Origin of the sequence: Amycolatopsis sp. cg9 (genome assembly GCF_041346945.1) — a bacterium.
GTDB lineage: Bacteria > Actinomycetota > Actinomycetes > Mycobacteriales > Pseudonocardiaceae > Amycolatopsis.
Genome location: NZ_CP166850.1, coordinates 6146469 through 6162049 on the forward strand (window position 1 = coordinate 6146469; position 15581 = coordinate 6162049).

At 73.0% G+C, this 15581-nt stretch carries 11 protein-coding genes; 8 read left to right on the forward strand and 3 right to left on the reverse strand.

The window, feature by feature from the left end; genetic code table 11:
• Positions 1–81 precede the first annotated feature (81 nt).
• From AB5J73_RS28610 to AB5J73_RS28625, 4 genes are all read left to right on the forward strand, one after another.
• Positions 82–681, forward strand: a complete 600-nt coding sequence (locus tag AB5J73_RS28610) for a cell division protein SepF (RefSeq protein WP_370961758.1) — start codon at positions 82–84, stop codon at positions 679–681.
• 116 nt (positions 682–797) lie between these two features.
• A complete protein-coding gene (locus tag AB5J73_RS28615) occupies positions 798–1073 on the forward strand; it encodes a YggT family protein (RefSeq protein ID WP_013224824.1) in 276 nt (91 codons plus the stop codon).
• Between the two features lie 52 nt (positions 1074–1125).
• Complete coding sequence (locus AB5J73_RS28620) at positions 1126–1971, forward strand: DivIVA domain-containing protein (RefSeq protein ID WP_370961759.1); 846 nt, start codon at positions 1126–1128, stop codon at positions 1969–1971.
• A 124-nt stretch (positions 1972–2095) separates the two neighbouring features.
• Entirely contained in the window at positions 2096–2686 is a 591-nt protein-coding gene (locus AB5J73_RS28625; RefSeq protein WP_370961760.1) for a hypothetical protein, read from the forward strand.
• A 124-nt stretch (positions 2687–2810) separates the two neighbouring features.
• Here AB5J73_RS28625 and AB5J73_RS28630 read toward each other — a convergent pair whose 3' ends face one another.
• Positions 2811–3557, reverse strand: coding sequence for an ArsR/SmtB family transcription factor (locus AB5J73_RS28630; RefSeq protein ID WP_370961761.1), 747 nt, complete (start codon positions 3555–3557; stop codon positions 2811–2813).
• Positions 3558–3621: 64 nt separating this feature from the next.
• Here AB5J73_RS28630 and AB5J73_RS28635 point away from each other — a divergent pair, with 64 nt between their 5' ends.
• Entirely contained in the window at positions 3622–4932 is a 1311-nt protein-coding gene (locus tag AB5J73_RS28635) for an MFS transporter (RefSeq protein WP_370961762.1), read from the forward strand.
• Positions 4933–5008: 76 nt separating this feature from the next.
• Here the strand turns inward: AB5J73_RS28635 and AB5J73_RS28640 are convergent, their stop codons facing one another.
• On the reverse strand, positions 5009–7726 hold the full coding sequence (locus AB5J73_RS28640; protein WP_370961763.1) for a hypothetical protein: 2718 nt from the start codon (positions 7724–7726) through the stop codon (positions 5009–5011).
• Complete coding sequence (locus AB5J73_RS28645) at positions 7723–9540, reverse strand: HSP90 family protein (RefSeq protein WP_370961764.1); 1818 nt, start codon at positions 9538–9540, stop codon at positions 7723–7725. The genes AB5J73_RS28640 and AB5J73_RS28645 overlap by 4 nt, the downstream gene beginning before the upstream one ends.
• Positions 9541–9860: 320 nt before the next feature.
• On the opposite strand from AB5J73_RS28645, the gene ileS reads away from it, so the two are divergent.
• From ileS to AB5J73_RS28660, 3 genes are all read left to right on the forward strand, one after another.
• On the forward strand, positions 9861–13019 hold the full coding sequence (gene ileS, locus AB5J73_RS28650; protein ID WP_370961765.1) for an isoleucine--tRNA ligase: 3159 nt from the start codon (positions 9861–9863) through the stop codon (positions 13017–13019).
• 80 nt (positions 13020–13099) lie between these two features.
• Complete coding sequence (locus AB5J73_RS28655) at positions 13100–14722, forward strand: penicillin-binding transpeptidase domain-containing protein (protein ID WP_370961766.1); 1623 nt, start codon at positions 13100–13102, stop codon at positions 14720–14722.
• 148 nt (positions 14723–14870) lie between these two features.
• The gene (locus AB5J73_RS28660) at positions 14871–15554 is read left to right on the forward strand and encodes an ArsR/SmtB family transcription factor (protein WP_370961767.1); all 684 of its coding nucleotides are present in this window, start codon (positions 14871–14873) and stop codon (positions 15552–15554) included.
• Positions 15555–15581 lie beyond the last annotated feature (27 nt).

The following is a 15581-nucleotide window of genomic DNA, read 5'->3' on the forward strand; positions in this document are numbered from 1 at the left end:
TCACGTTTAGTGGTCGCCCGCGCGGGGCACTGACGGCGTGGAGAAACGTTGGTGCGGGAGCGGCTAGGGCTAGGGAGAGGCATGAGCGCGCTGCAGAAGCTGAAGGCCTACTTCGGGATGGTGCCCGCTGACGACGATGGCTACGACGTCGAGGACGACTACCGGCGCGGTTACGACGACGAGTACGACTCCTACGAGGAGCCGGCTCCCCGGTCGTCCCGCTCACGGTACCGCGAGGTCGACGACACGTACGACGAGCCCGTCAGCCGCAGCCGGTCACGCTCCGTGGCGGGCTCGGAGCCGGCCGTCCACGGCGCGCTCGCGATGGATCGCCAGCCCGAGCCCGTGGCGCGCCTGCGACCGGTCACCGAGCCGGTCGTGCGCCAGCCGGTGCGTGACCCGTTGAGCCGGATCACCACGCTGCACCCGACCAGCTACGCGGAGGCGCGGGCGATCGGGGAGCACTACCGCGAGGGCATCCCGGTGATCATGAACCTCACCGAGATGGAGAACGCGGACGCGAAGCGGCTCGTCGACTTCGCCGCCGGGCTCGCGTTCGCGCTCCGCGGGTCGATGGACAAGGTCACCAACAAGGTGTTCCTTCTCTCACCGCCCGATGTGGACGTGACGGCCGAAGACCGCCGGCGGATCGCCGAAGGAGGATTGTTTTTGCGCGGCTGAAGTCGCGCGTACCGCTGAGCGCAAGCAGACGTGATTTTGTCGACTCGATGCGACGTCGACCCCCCTTGACTGCGTCTTATGGCCGGGCGCCTGGTTAGAGTAGGCATGTGGAAGCTGTGTGGCTGGTCGTCTGGTACGTGCTGTTCGCCTTCTGGCTGCTGCTGACGGCGCGGATCGTGGTCGAACTCGTCCGGACGTTCGCGCGTGAGTGGCATCCCGCCGGAGGGGTTGCGGTGACGCTCGAGACCATCTACACAGTGACGGACCCGCCGGTCCGGTTGTTCAGGAGGATCATTCCGATGGTCCGGATCGGCGGCGTCGGACTGGACTTGTCGATTATGGTGCTGCTGTTGGTTGTGTTCTTCGCGATGCAACTGGCGACTCCAAGTTGATCGGGGAGACTTGGGTGGACCCTGCAGGCCATGGAGTGCGTGAGGTGATCTGATGTCGTTGACCCCCGCTGACGTGCATAACGTTGCGTTCAGCAAGCCGCCCATCGGCAAGAGGGGCTACAACGAGGACGAGGTGGACGCGTTCCTCGACCTGGTGGAGACCGAGCTGGCCCGCTTGATCGAGGACAACAACGAGCTGCGCCAGCAGATGGAGCAGCTCGACGCCGAGCTCGAGTCGACTCGGAGCGAGCTCGACAGCGCCAAGTCGGCGCCCCCGATGCGTGAAGAACCGTCGCGCCGGCTGGCGCCGGTGCCGCCGCCGCAGTCCGCCATGGAGCAGACCCAGGCGCACTCGATGGTCGGCGACAGCACGGAGCCGAACGTGCAGGCCGCCAAGGTCCTGGGCCTCGCCCAGGAGATGGCCGACCGGCTGACCGCCGAGGCGAAGACCGAGTCCGACGGGATGCTGGCCGAGGCCCGCACCAAGTCCGAGCAGCTGCTCTCGGACGCCCGGGCGAAGTCCGACTCGATGGTCAACGAGGCCCGCACCCGCGTCGACACGATGCTGAACGACGCGCGGACCCGGGCGGAAACCTTGGAGCGCCAGGCGCGCGACAAGGCCACGACGCTCGAGCGCGAGTCGCAGCGCAAGTACACCGAGACGATGAACAGCCTCAACTCCGAGAAGAGCGGGCTGGGCAAGAAGATCGAAGAGCTGCGCACGATCGAGCGGGAGTACCGCACGAGGCTGCGCGGGTTCCTCGAGTCCCAGCTGCGCGAGCTCGACGACCGCGGTTCCGCCGCACCCGCGTCGGCCTCGTCCGGCTCCGGCCAGTCGTCCGGCTCGTCCAGCGGCGGCCAGGGCTACTCGTTCGGCCCGCGCGCCGAAGCCGGCTGAGTTTTTCGTCCGGGCCTGCCCCGTCGGTGTGAGCCGCCGGGGCAGGCCACGGTTCGGAGTCGATCCGGTACGGCACGTGGGTGGGTCGCGGTCCGATCTTGCCCGGTTCGTGTTGTAATGCAGCGTGCTTTACATCGTGCTGGTACTGGTACTGGCGGCTCTGGGGTTGCTCGTCACCGCGCTGATCACCGCTTCTTCGCTGTGGGCGTGGGTTTCCATCGGGCTGTCGGTACTGGCAGGCCTGATCTTGGTGGCCGACTGGCTGCGCCGCCGTCGCCGCGCCTCGGCACCCTCCGACGTCGCTGAACCTGATCCGGCTGCTCCCGCCGCTCCGGCTGCTTCGGTCGCCGAGCCGACGCCGGAAGAGGTACCGGCCGAGGCGGAACAGACCGTCCTGATCCCGGCGGCCGGCGACCTGGGAGACCCGGCCGACACCCCCGACCCCGAACCCGCCGCGGAAGAACCCGCTGCGGAGGTGGAAGCGGAGGCCGAACCAGGCGAGGAAAAGACCCCGGCCGACGACATCGCCGTCCTGGCGGACCTCGAGGACGAGGTCGTGGTCGTCGACGAGCACCCCCGCTACCACCTGCGAGCCTGCCCGTGGCTCGGCACCCGCGAACTCATCCCGATCGGCATCGGCGAAGCCCGCCAGCTCGGCTTCACCCCGTGCGCCCGCTGCACCCCGGACGCAACCCTGGTAGCCGCCCACAGCTGACCCGGCGTGGGGCCCGCCCGCATCTCGCCGCGTGTTGTCGGGTCGGCCAGGCTCAGTGGCTTTCCGACGCCCACGCGCCCTCCGGCGTGGGCCGAAAGAACCCCGTCCGCCCGGCCACCCGCTATCAAGCCGCCAGGTTGGCCAAGCCCAAGTGAGTCTCCAGCGCCCGGGCCCCCTCCGGCGTGAGCCGGACCGCGCGGTGGGCCTCCGCGCGCCGCCGGACCCAGCCCGCCTCCGTGAACCGCGTGGCCACCGCCGCGCCCAGCGCGTCCGCCAGGTGGTGGCGCTGCTCGCTCCAGTCCAGGCAGAACTTCAGCAGCGGCCGCCGTCCGGACGCCGCCGCGGCGAGGTCGATGCCCAGTGCCGTGAACACCGGCTCCGCCGCCGGACCCAGCGTGTACGGGTGTTCGCGCAGCGGAGCCGAAATGCGGTCGCCCGTGCGCCGCCGCGTGTCCGGGGCGCCGGCCAGCGCGCCCCGCGCCAGCAGCGCCGCGGTGACCGCGACCCCGAGCCGGCCCGCCAGGTGGTCGTAGCACGTCCGGGCCGTGCGCAGCGCCTCCGCGCGCGTGCCCTCGCGCAACGACGTCACCGGCTGGGACGGCGAGAACCGCGCCAGCGTCTCCAGCAGCTCGGCGGGATCCGGCCCGGCCAGCCGGTAGAACCGGTGGCGCCCCGACTTCTCCGCGACGACCAGGCCCGCCGCCCGCAGCTTCGCCAGGTGCGCGCTGACACCCGGCGCGGACAGCCGCGCCTCGGCGGCCAGCACCGACGCCGCCAGCGCCCGGCCGTCGCCGAGCGCGAGCAGCACCCGGACCCGCGCCGGGTCCGCGAACAACGCGGCGGTGCGGGCGATGTCGGCGTCCCCTTCCACGGCTCCAGGATGCCCCCGGCACGCTTCCACCGCGACGGAAGCGTCCGCGCGGTGCACTGGGCGCATGCTCCTGCTCACCATGTGCGCCGGGATGTTCCTCGTGCAGCTGGACGTCACGGTCGTCAACGTCGCCCTGCCCGCCCTCGGCGCGGACCTGCACGCGGGCCTCGCGGCGCAGCAGTGGGTGGTCGACGGCTACACCGTCGTCCTGGCCGCGTTCCTGCTCACCGGCGGCGCCCTCGGCGACGTCTTCGGTCACCGCCGGATCGTCCTCACCGGCTTCGGGCTGTTCGGCGTCGCCTCGGCCGCGTGCGGGCTCGCCGCCACGGCGCCCGTGCTCGTCGCCGCCCGCGCCGGACAGGGCCTGGGCGCGGCCCTGCTGCTGCCCGGCACGCTCGCCGTGATCACGAACGCCCACCCGGGCCGCGCCGAGCGGGCCCGCGCCCTCGGCGTCTGGGCCGGGGTGTCCGCGCTGGCCCTGGCGGCGGGCCCGGTGCTGGGCGGCGCGGTCGTGGCGGCGGCGGGCTGGCGGCCGGTGTTCTGGCTCACCGTCCCGATCGTGCTGGCGGCGGCCGGAGCGACCCGGCGGCTCGTCCCGTGCGGCACTCGCGCGCCCGGCCGGCGGGTCGACGTCGCGGGTGCCCTCACCGCCGCACCCGCCCTCGGCGCCGGGGTGTACGCGGTCATCGCCGGAAGCGCGGTGGCCGCGGTGGTGGCGGCCGTCGCGCTGGCGGCGTTCCGGGTCGTGGAACGCCGGTCACCCGACCCGATGCTGCCTCCGGACGTCGTCCGGCGGACGTCGAGCGCCACCTTCGTCTCGGCGGCGATGAACTTCGTCGGGATCGGCGCGATCCTGGTGCTGACGCTGTACTTGCAGGGCGTGCGGCACGCGTCCCCGCTGACCGCCGGGTTCGAAGTGCTGCCGCTGTTCGGCCCGCTCTCGGTGCTGGCCCCGGTCACGGGCCGGCTGACCGCCCGGTTCGGCCCGCGGCCGCTCATGGTCACCGGGCTCGCGCTGGGCGTGCCCGGGATGCTGAACCTGGTGCTGGTCAAGGAAAACAGCGGCTACGCGGCCCTCTTGCCGACGCTGCTGGGCCTCGGCGTCAGCATGGGCCTGCTGACGACGGCGGTGGTGACGGCCGCGGTCTCCGGCCTGCCGCCGGAGCGGGCGGGAGTGGCCAGCGGGGTGAACAACACCGCCCGGCAGGCGGGCGGCGCGCTCGGGGTGGCGGTCCTCGGCTCGGTCGCGGGTGCGCCGGGAGCGGGCTTTCTCGCCGGACTGCACGAGGCCGGCGTGATCGCGGCGGCACTGTGGCTGGCGGCGATCGGCGTCACGCTCGCGGGGATCCGAGCCCCGGCGGCGGCCGGCTCCTGAGCACGGCTGTCTTGAATGAGTCATTCAGGATCTCCCACGACCTGAATGACTCATTCAAGACACCACCGGCCCGGGATCAGTCTTCGAGCTCCTCCAGCAGGGTCTCGATGTTCTCGCGCTGCCCGGCCGCCTCCTCGGGCAACCGCGCCAGCGCCGCGTTCAGCACCTCCCGGGCTTCGGCCACCTTCCCCAGATCCCGCCACAGCCGTCCACAAAGGACTTCCGCGGCGACCGCCGGGCCCTCGGCTTCCATGGCCCGCAAGGCTTCCGCCGCCGCCGTGGCGCGGGGGAGCGCCTCCTCCGGACGCTCCAGGTTGGCCAGCAACCGGGCACCGTCGTAGGCCGCCAGCGCGCTCTCCCACTCGAACTGCGGTCCTTCGCCCGTCACCGCGTCCGCGGCCGCCAGCGCTTCCTCCGCCCGCGCGGGCTCGCCGGCCCACAGCCACGACAGCGCCGTGCGACGGCGGTTGCGCAGCTCTTCGGCCGGCAGCTCGGCGGTCCGGAACCGCGCGGCCGCGGCCGCGAAACCCTCCGCCGCTTCGGCGTCCCGGTCCAGGCCGTCGAGGACCTCCGCGCGGGACTCGGTCGCCTGCCCCGCCGCGGCCTCGTTCCCCAGCTCCGCGAAGTGTCCGGCGGACGCGGCGAACAGCTCCACCGCCTGGACTTCACGGTCCAGCTCCTGGCACGCCTTCGCCAGCAGGTACCGGCCGCGCGCCAGCTCGTGGCCCGCCCCGGCCCGTTCCAGGACCGCTTCCGCGTCCTCGATCGCTTCGGCCGCGTCTTCCGGGCGGCCGGCGTCCAGCGATGCGGCCGCGAATTCGACCCGCGTCACCGCCGCGTCCACCTCGGCCCCGAGCGCGGCGAAGTCGCCGACGGCCGCCCGGAAGGCGGTGGCGGCGTCCTCGGAGCGGCCGAGGTCGGTGGCCAGGTGCCCGCGCACCTGCTGCAGCTGGGCCCGCGCCGACAGGTCGGTGCCCGGGTCGATCGACGTCGCTTCGGCGAACGCCGCTTCCCGGTCGCCGAGGCCGGCGCGGAACCGGACGCCCAGCAGCCGCGCGTTCGCGGCCCGCTCGGGCGCGCCGATCTCCGCGTACCGCGCCGCCGCGTCCGCCACGAGCTCGATCGCGCCCGGCAGGTCGCCCTGGTTCGCCAGCACCAGCGCCCGGCGTTCCAGCCACGCCCCCGTCAGCTCGGGGGTGGCGCGGACCGGGTCGCCGGCCCGGTCGAGGACCTCCGCGGTGGCCTCGAGGTCTTGCCGGGCGAAGTGCAGGACCGCCAGCCGCAGCAGGGCCCGGCCGTGGTCGGCGGGCTCGCCGATGGCCGCCAGGCGCGCGGCCGATGCTTCGAGCTCTTCGGCCGCCTCCGGGCGGTCCCCGGCCAGTGCCGCGAACAGGATCTCCTTGCCGCGCGCGGCTTCCGCGCCGACGGCGTCGCCGGCTTCCTCGAACAGCCCGGCCGCGTGCGCGAAGCCGCGGCTCGCGGCCTCGAGGTCGCCGGGCACCTCGGCATCGGCCGCCGCGGTCAGCCGCCGGGCGCGCAGCGTCCCCGACGGATCGGGGCACACCTCGTCGAACCGGGCCCAGACGGCGTCGGGCGAGCGGCCCAGCCGGGCCTCCCGCTCACCGAGGTCGGCCAGCTCCTCCGGCGACTCCGGCCAGACGCGGGCGGGCGCCGGAACGGGGACCGGCGCGGCGGTCCCGGACAACGGCAGGTGCTCGACGAGCGGTTCGGCGGCGAGCACCGCGCGGACCCGGTCGCTCTGCTCGGCCGTGCCGTTGCGCGCGTCGAACCGCGTGGCGATGGCCAGCGCGCGTTCCGCGAGCTCGTCGCGCAGCCCGGCCACCGTGGTCGTGCCGCCGGTGGCGCGCACCGGCGCGTCGCCGTGACCGCCCTCGGCCACCAGCCGCAGGTTCAGCGCGGCCGCGGCGGCGAACTCCTGCTCCGCGTACGGCGTCGGCGGCGCTTCGAGCCAGCCGAGGTGCCGCTCGACGAGGTCGAGGCCGCGGGCGTGGTTCCCGGTCAGCGCGCAGAACGCGAGGTGGGTGGCGATCGCCTGCAGCTGCGCCGGATCGTGCCGCATCGCCCGGTACGCGCGGCGGTGCGCCTGGACCGCGTCCTCGTACCGTCCGATGTGGACGTAGGGGAGCAGCAGCTCGGTCAGGATGTGCTGCGGCTGCTCGACGCAGCTGAACTGCCCGCCCAGCACCGGCTCGGCCACCTCGGCGGCTTCGGCGTACCGGCCGAGCCAGCTCAGGTGCGCGACCTTGTCGCTCGGCTCGCAGCCCACGCAGTCGGACATCTGCCCGCGGGGCGCGGCCGACCACAGCCGGTACTGCTCGGCGGCGGTTCCGCGGTCGCCGACGTGCCGGGCGAGCACGGCGCGGTACTGGTGCACCGGGTTCATCGTGTACCCGGCCGCGCGGTAGCGGCGTTCCATGTCGTCGAGCACGGCACGGGTCCGGTCGAGCGGCACCTCCGGGAAGGTCGCCATCGACCCGGCCATGAACTTGAAGTACCAGTGCAGGTCGTGGGTCCAGCGCGGGTCGGCTTCGCCGCGGTCGTGCACCGCCAGGCACCACGCGAACGGCACGAACGCCTTCGCGGGCTCGCCGCCCTGCTGGTAGGCGCTGGTGAGGAAGATCCGGGCGCCGAAGCGCAGTTCGGGCGAGCCGAGGGCGTCGGCTTCGCGGAGCCCGGCTTCGAGCGCGGCGATCTGGGCGCGGCCGCGCGGCAGCCGTTCGGCGGCCCACAGCCGGTCCCAGACCTCCTGCTCGCCGGCGGTGGGGGTGGTCATCGGGTCTCCTCTTCGGGGACGGCCTGGTCCAGCAGGCCGAGGAACGAACGGTTCAGCAGCGCGGCGTCGGCCGGCCGGATCGGGTGCCTGCCGAACAGCAGGGCCTGCCCGTAGAGCGACTCGACGGCGAGCCCGCGCAGCGTGTCGTCCCGGAGCAGGCTGATCCGCCGCACCAGCGGGTTGCGGTGGTTGAGCACCAGCTGGGGGCGGTCGTCGGCCGGCTTCTCGAACGCCGAGAGCACCCCCGCCCACAGCTCGTCGACCTGGTCCTTGGTGGCCCGCAGCTCGCCGGCGAACGCCGCGGCCCGGTCCAGCAGGTAGAGCACCGGCAGGCTCGACGGCTGGAACTCGCGCAGCACGACCTCGCAGCCCAGCCGGTCGAGGTGGCGCTGCGCGGCCGCGACGAACGGCCGGGTGGCCAGCGCGGTGGCGCTGTCCAGCTCGGCGAACGCGGTGGTCAGGTCGCTCGGCTCGAGCCGGGTCACCACCAGGTCCGGTTCGAGCGCCCGCATCCGCTCGGCCAGCTCGCTGTCGTAGGTGTAGCCGCCGTTGATCACGGCGATGTCCTGCGCGGCCGCGACCCCGGCCAGCTGCTGGAACTCGTCGGCGGTGGCGCAGTAGCGCAGCAGCCCGTAGCGGCCGCGGAACTCGGCCATCGTCATCCGGCCGACGTTGGTCTCCAGCGGCCACCACTGCTCGACCAGCCGCAGCATCTCGTCGTCGTGCAGGGCGAGCGCCTTGACCCCGAGGTGGTGGATCCCGAGGAACCGGTTCAGCCGGTCGGGTGCGGTCCGCGCCAGCCCGGCGAGCCAGCCGCGCAGCCGGTCGCCGAGCGCTTCGCGCGCCGACTCCAGCTGGCCGTCGTCGTAGAGCGCCTCACGGCTCGCCGTCGGCCGCAGCTCGCCCGCGTCGACGACGCAGCGGGCGAAGAACGCCCAGTCCGGCAGCAGGCCCGGCGCGTTCTCCGCGAGCAGCATCCGCTTGAGGTAGACGCGGTGGCCGCCGTGCTCGGCCGGGCTGGCCGGGAACGGCAGCACGTACGCCACGCCGGTCAGCCCGGCGGCGGGCACGTCCAGTTCGACGACGTCGAACGGCGTGAAGCCCAGGGTGTCCTGCGCGTAGCCGACGAGATCGGCCTGCCGCTGCCCGGGCGCGCGGTCGTCGGCGGCCCACGGCACGGGCGTGGTGACCGGCCGGCCGTCGACGGTGATCCCGAACGGCAGCATCGAGCCGTACAGCGTGGCCAGTTCGGCGACCGTCCCGGGGACGAACCACTGTTCGGCGCCGGGGCGCGCGTCGAGGGTCACCGTGGTGCCCGGCTCGTCCCGTTCGCCCGGCCCGATGGCGTAGGTGCCGTCGGAGCGGCCGGTCCAGGCGACGGCCGGGCCGCCGTCCACCGACCGCGTCACGACGCGCACCTCGTCGGCGACGAGGAACGCCGACAGCAGCCCGATCCCGAACTGGCCGAGGAACTCGTGCCGCTGGAAGCCCAGTTCGTCCCTTTTGGAGCTGCGGCCGATCGTCGCGAGCAGTTCGTGCACCTGGGCTTCGGTCAGGCCGATCCCGGTGTCGGTGACGCGCAGGACGCCGTCGCCGGCCTCGACCGCGATCTCCGCGGGCGCGCCGGGCTCCCGCGCGCGGCGCGCGGTCACCGCGTCGACGGCGTTCTGCAGGAGCTCCCGCACGTACACGCGCGGGCTCGAGTAGAGGTGGCGGCTGAGGAGGTCGACGACCCCGCGAAGATCCACCTGAAAAGTGCGGCTCACTGTGAAAAGTTCCCCCGTGGTTCCCGGCCGCGGACTCTTCGGCGGCACGCGGTCATGCTAACGGGGGATCGCCGCGGCGGTCCCGTTCGTTTCCGGTGCGCCCCTCGTGGCAACGGGTTGCGCGGAGCGGTTAACCTGGTACCAGCAAGGCGCCGATCCGGCCATCACCGGGGAGCCTCCGGAAGAACCGAGCTTCACCGCTCTCAGTAGAACCGGACGGGTGCGGCCCGTGACAGCCGCCGAACGAAGCGGCCCGCGCGAGCGGGCAAGCGGGGTGGTACCGCGGAACGCCGGAAGGCGTCTCGTCCCCGTGTGGGTGACCGGGAGCCGGTCGTCCGTACGAGAGCGACGAACCGAGGAGCACCCGGATGTACCCCCAGGCCCAGCTGACCGACGGTGCGGGCGTCCCGTCGCAGCCGTCCTTCCCCGAGCTGGAGAAGCAGGTCCTCGCCTACTGGGAGACGGACCGGACGTTCCAGGCGACCATCGACGCGCGCCCGGCCGGCGAGCGCGGCGACAACGAGTACGTCTTCTACGACGGCCCGCCGTTCGCCAACGGCCTGCCGCACTACGGCCACCTGCTCACCGGGTACGTCAAGGACCTGGTGCCGCGCTACCAGACGATGAAGGGCCGCAAGGTCGAGCGCCGCTTCGGCTGGGACACCCACGGCCTGCCCGCCGAACTCGAGGCCATGCGCCAGCTCGGGATCACCGAGAAGGCCCAGATCGACGAAATGGGCATCGCGAAGTTCAACGAGGTTTCGCGCGAGTCCGTCCTGCGCTACACGAACGAGTGGCGCGACTACGTCACCCGCCAGGCCCGCTGGGTCGACTTCGACAACGACTACAAGACCCTCGACGTCAGCTACATGGAGTCGGTGCTGTGGGCGTTCAAACGCCTGTGGGACAAGGGACTCGTCTACGAGGGCTACCGCGTCCTGCCGTACTGCTGGCGCGACGAGACGCCGCTGTCCAACCACGAGCTGCGGATGGACGACGACGTCTACGCCACCCGCCAGGACCCGGCCGTCACGGTCGGCTTCCGCCTGCAGGGCAACGACAACGACCTCGACGGCACCTACCTGCTGATCTGGACGACGACGCCGTGGACGCTGCCGGCCAACCTCGCCACGGCGGTGCACCCGGACGTGGACTACGTCGTGGTCGAGAGCGACGGCAAGCGGTTCCTGCTCGCCGAAGCGCGCGTCGCCGCGTACGCGCGGGAGCTCGGCGAAGAGCCGCCGGTGGTCGCGCGCTACACCGGCGAGCAGCTGCTCGGCACCCGCTACGCGCCGCCGTTCCCGTACTTCACCGGCACCGAGAACGCGCACCGCGTCCTGCCCGCCGACTACGTCACCACCGAAGACGGCACCGGGATCGTGCACATCGCGCCCGCCTACGGTGAAGAGGACAAGGTCGTCACCGACGCCGCCGGCATCACCCCGGTGACGCCGGTCGACGCGCAGGGCAAGTTCGACGCGACCGTGAGGGACTACGCCGGCCAGCAGGTGTTCGACGCCAACCCGAACATCATCCGCGACCTGAAGAACGGCACGGGTTCCGCGGCGGAGCAGGGCGCGCTGCTGCTGCGCCACGAGACCTACGACCACCCGTACCCGCACTGCTGGCGCTGCCGCAACCCGCTGATCTACCGCGCGGTCTCGTCGTGGTTCGTCGCGGTGACGCAGTTCAAGGACCGGATGATCGAGCTGAACCAGCAGATCACCTGGTACCCGGAGAACGTCAAGGACGGCCAGTTCGGCAAGTGGCTGGAGAACGCGCGCGACTGGTCGGTCTCGCGCAACCGCTACTGGGGCACGCCGATCCCGGTGTGGCAGTCCGACGACCCGGCGTACCCGCGCACCGACGTCTACGGCTCGCTCGACGAGCTGGAGGCGGACTTCGGCGTGCGGCTGGACAACCTGCACCGGCCCTACATCGACGAGCTGACCCGGCCGAACCCGGACGACCCGACCGGCAAGTCGACGATGCGCCGCGTCGAGGACGTCCTGGACGTCTGGTTCGACTCGGGCTCGATGCCCTACGCCCAGGTGCACTACCCGTTCGAGAACGCCGAGTGGTTCGAGCACCACTATCCGAGCGACTTCATCGTCGAGTACATCGGGCAGACCCGCGGCTGGTTCTACCTGCTGCATGTGCTCGCGACGGCGCTGTTCGACCGGCCGGCGTTCCGCGCCTGCGTCTCGCACGGCATCGTGCTGGGCTCGGACGGCGCGAAGATGTCCAAGTCGCTGCGCAACTATCCGGACGTCAACGAGGTCTTCGAGCGCGACGGCTCCGACGCCATGCGCTGGTACCTGATGGCGAGCCCGATCCTGCGCGGCGGCAACCTGATCGTCACCGACAAGGGCATCCGCGACGCCGTCCGCCAGGCCGTGCTGCCGCTGTGGAACTCGTACTACTTCCTCGCGCTGTACGCGAACGCCGAGGGCGTCGAAGGCAAGTGGCGCACGGATTCGCCGAACGTGCTCGACCGGTACGTCCTGGCGAAGACGCACGAGCTGGTCACCGACGTCGAGTACGCGATGGACAGCTACGACGTCGCGGGCGCGTGCCAGACCGTGCGGGACTTCCTGGAGGTGCTGACCAACTGGTACGTGCGCCGCTCGCGCGACCGCTTCTGGGCCGGCGACCAGGACGCGATCGACACGCTGCACACCGTGCTCGAGGTGACGTCGCGGGTCGCGGCGCCGCTGCTGCCGCTCACCACCGAGGTCGTCTGGCGCGGCCTCACCGGCGGCCGCTCGGTGCACCTGACCGACTGGCCGAACGCGCTCGACCTGCCCGCGGACGCGGCGCTCGTCACCGCGATGGACCGGGTGCGGCAGGTGGCGTCGTCGGCGCTGTCGCTGCGGAAGGCGAACAAGCTGCGCGTGCGGCTGCCGCTGTCGTCGCTGGTCGTGGCGGCCGAGGACGCCGGGTCGCTGACGCCCTTCGCGGACATCCTGCGCGACGAGGTGAACGTCAAGGCGGTCGAGCTGACCACCGACGTCGCCGCGCACGGCGGGTTCGAGGTCGCGGTGAACGCCCGCGCCGCCGGCCCGCGGCTGGGCAAGGACGTCCAGACGGTGATCAAGGCCGTCAAGGCGGGGGACTGGTCGCTGCAGGGCGACACCGTGGTCGCGGCCGGGATCGCACTGCAGGAGGGCGAGTTCGAGCGCCGGCTGGTCGCCAAGGGCGGCGGCGCGGCCGCGGAGCTGCCCGGCGGGTCCGGGCTGGTCCTGATCGACACCGAGGTGACGCCGGAGCTGGCGGCCGAAGGCGTGGCCCGCGACCTGGTCCGGGTCGTGCAGCAGGCCCGCCGCGACGCCGGGCTCGACGTCGCGGACCGGGTCGCGCTGACCGTCGACGCCCCGGCCGACGTCGTCGAAGCGGCTCAGGCGCACCAGGAGTTCCTGGCCGCTGAGGTGCTGGCGACGTCGGTGACCTACGAGCCGGTGGGCGAGGGCTTCGCCGGCACGGTCGGCGACGGCACGAAGGTGACCGCGGCGGTCGTAAAAGCCTGACACGGGTCGTGGGTGGTAAGTAGGGTGACAACCCGGCTTGCCACCCACGGCGTGGCGGGCACTGGGGGAGGGGAACCGGGATGAGCCCTGGCCGGAGACGCGGGATCCTGATCGGCGGCGCGCTGCTGGTCGTCGTGGTCGTGGTGGCGGCTTTCTTCGTGCTGAACGGCGGGGACGCGGCGCCGACGGCGGAGGCCGGGGCGACTTCGGTCGAGAGCCCGGGCGCGCTCGACCCGCACTCGGCGATCACCGAGTACGTCCAGGACCTGACCGAGAACAACCCCGACGCGGCCGCCCGGCTCACCGACGACAACGCGGCGGCCGCGGTGGCGCTGCGGGACGCGCGGAACACGCTGAGCCCCCAGTCGTTCAGCGCCAAGCTGACCGTCCTGCAGCCGACGCCGGCCGGGGCGAAGACGACCGGCGGGACCTTCAGCGCGGCGTGGTCGCTGAAGGGCGGCGTGTGGAGCTACGACGTGCCGTTCCAGCTCAACCTGGCCGGCGGGAAGTGGCTCGTGCACTGGGCGCCGTCGTTGCTGCACCCGAAGCTGGAGGCGGGCCAGCGGCTGGTGGTCAGCACCGCCGCGACGGACACCACGGCGGTCGCCGACCGCGACGGCAAGCCGCTGCTCATCGCCGGGGCGGGCGGCCTGCGCACGGCCGAGGGCAACCCGGCGCCGCTGCTGCGTTCGGCGCTCGGCGGGCAGGTCACGGCCATCGCGGGCAGCGGGTTCGCCGTCCAGCGCGTCGACACCGGCGGGAAGAACCTGGAGACGCTGTTCGGCAAGGCCGACGACGGCGGGACCAAGCCGCTGACGTCGAGCTTGAGCCTGGCCGCGCAGAACGCCGCGCAGGCCGCGGTCGACGGCTACCCGGGGTCGGCCATGCTGGTCGCGCTTGACACCGGCTCAGGCGACATCCTCGCCGTCGCGCAGAACGCGGCCGCCGGGAACTCCCCGAAGGCGCTCAGCGGCCTGTACGAGCCCGGCTCGTCGTTCAAGATCGCGACGGCCGTCGCGGCGGTCCAGCAGAGCGGGCTCACCGCGGCCTCGCCGGTCGACTGCCCGGGCGTCGCGACCATCGGCACCCGCACGGTGCGCAACGAGGACTTCGAGCTGGGCGCGACGAACCTGCAGACGGCCTTCGCGCGGTCGTGCAACACGACGTTCGGGCAGCTGGCGCTGGCGCTCCCGGCGGACGGGCTGAAGAAGGCGGCCGACGAGCTGGGCCTCAACGCCGACTACGAGATCCCCGGCATCAAGACGGAGCTGGGCAAGGTCGAGCCCGCGGCGAGCAAGGACGAGCAGGTCGAGGACGGGTTCGGCCAGGGCCGCATCCAGGCCAGCGCCCTCGGCGGCGCGGTGATGGCCGCGACGGTGGCGGCGGGCAAGGCGATCACGCCGAGGCTGTGGCACGACCTGCCGACCACGGTGGTCAAGGGCTACTCGGCACCGCCCGCGGCGGTGCTCGGCGAGGTCCGCAAGCTGATGCGCGCGGTGGTGACCAGCGGGACCGGCCGGGCCGCGGCGGGCGCCGGAACGGTGTTCGGCAAGACGGGCACGGCCCAGTTCGGCGACGGTTCGAACGCGACGGGCTGGTTCGTCGGCTACCGGGGGAGCGTGGCGTTCGCGGTGGTGCTGGAGAACTCGAACGACTCGGGCCCGGCGGTCACCCTGGCGGCGAAGTTCCTGAAGGCGATCTGACCCCCGGCCCCCACGCGCACTTTCACGTGAAAGTGCGGCTCCCAGGTGCGCACTTTCACGTGAAAGTGCCCGGGGCCTGGGGCGGAACTTTCCCTATGAAAGTGACACTTCGGTGGGGGCCGAAGGGTGCGGCTCGTACCGTGGGGGCATGGAGACGATCGCCCTCGCCGAGGTCGCCGCGGTGCTCGCGGACCCGAGCCGGGCCACCATGTGCCTCGTCCTGCTCGACGGGCGCGCCTGGACGGTCGGCGAACTCGCGAAAGCGGCCGGGATCGCGCTCTCCACCGCCAGCGAGCACGTCACCCGGCTGACCGACGCCGGGTTCGTCGCCCGCGTCAAGCAGGGCCGGGCCAGCTACGTGCGGATCGCCGACCCGCGCGTGGCCGAGCTGATCGAGCACCTGGCCCAGCACGCCGAGCACCGGCCGGTGACCGGCCTCAAGGCGTCGCTGCGGGTGAAGCGGCTCGGCTTCGCGCGGACCTGCTACGACCACCTCGCCGGTGTCCTCGGCGTCGCCCTCCGCGACGGCATGCTGGTGACCGGGCTGGTCGACACGGCCGACGGCCTGACGCTGACCGGGCACGGCCGCGAGGTGCTGGCCGGCCTCGGCGTGCCGGTCGCCGCCGGGCGGCGGGCGCTGCTGCGCGACTGTCTCGATTGGACGGAGCGCCGCGACCACCTCGCCGGCGCGCTCCCCGCGGCCCTGCTGGACCGGGCCGTCGACGCCGGCTGGGTCGTCCGCGACGGGCACCGCGCGGTCAAGGTCCTCCCGGCGGCGCGGCGGCCGTTCGCGGCGCTCGGTGTCGAGCTCGACGCGCTCGGCAGTCCTTAACACACCGGGTGTCCGACTCGCGGCAGC

Coding starts and splice junctions, on each gene's coding strand:
- AB5J73_RS28655 (WP_370961766.1), top strand. CDS start 13,100: ATGAGCCCTGGCCGGAGACGCGGGATCCTGATCGGCGGCGCGCTGCTG.
- AB5J73_RS28660 (WP_370961767.1), top strand. CDS start 14,871: ATGGAGACGATCGCCCTCGCCGAGGTCGCCGCGGTGCTCGCGGACCCG.
- AB5J73_RS28640 (WP_370961763.1), bottom strand. CDS start 7,726: ATGACCACCCCCACCGCCGGCGAGCAGGAGGTCTGGGACCGGCTGTGG.
- ileS (WP_370961765.1), top strand. CDS start 9,861: ATGTACCCCCAGGCCCAGCTGACCGACGGTGCGGGCGTCCCGTCGCAG.
- AB5J73_RS28620 (WP_370961759.1), top strand. CDS start 1,126: ATGTCGTTGACCCCCGCTGACGTGCATAACGTTGCGTTCAGCAAGCCG.
- AB5J73_RS28635 (WP_370961762.1), top strand. CDS start 3,622: ATGCTCCTGCTCACCATGTGCGCCGGGATGTTCCTCGTGCAGCTGGAC.
- AB5J73_RS28610 (WP_370961758.1), top strand. CDS start 82: ATGAGCGCGCTGCAGAAGCTGAAGGCCTACTTCGGGATGGTGCCCGCT.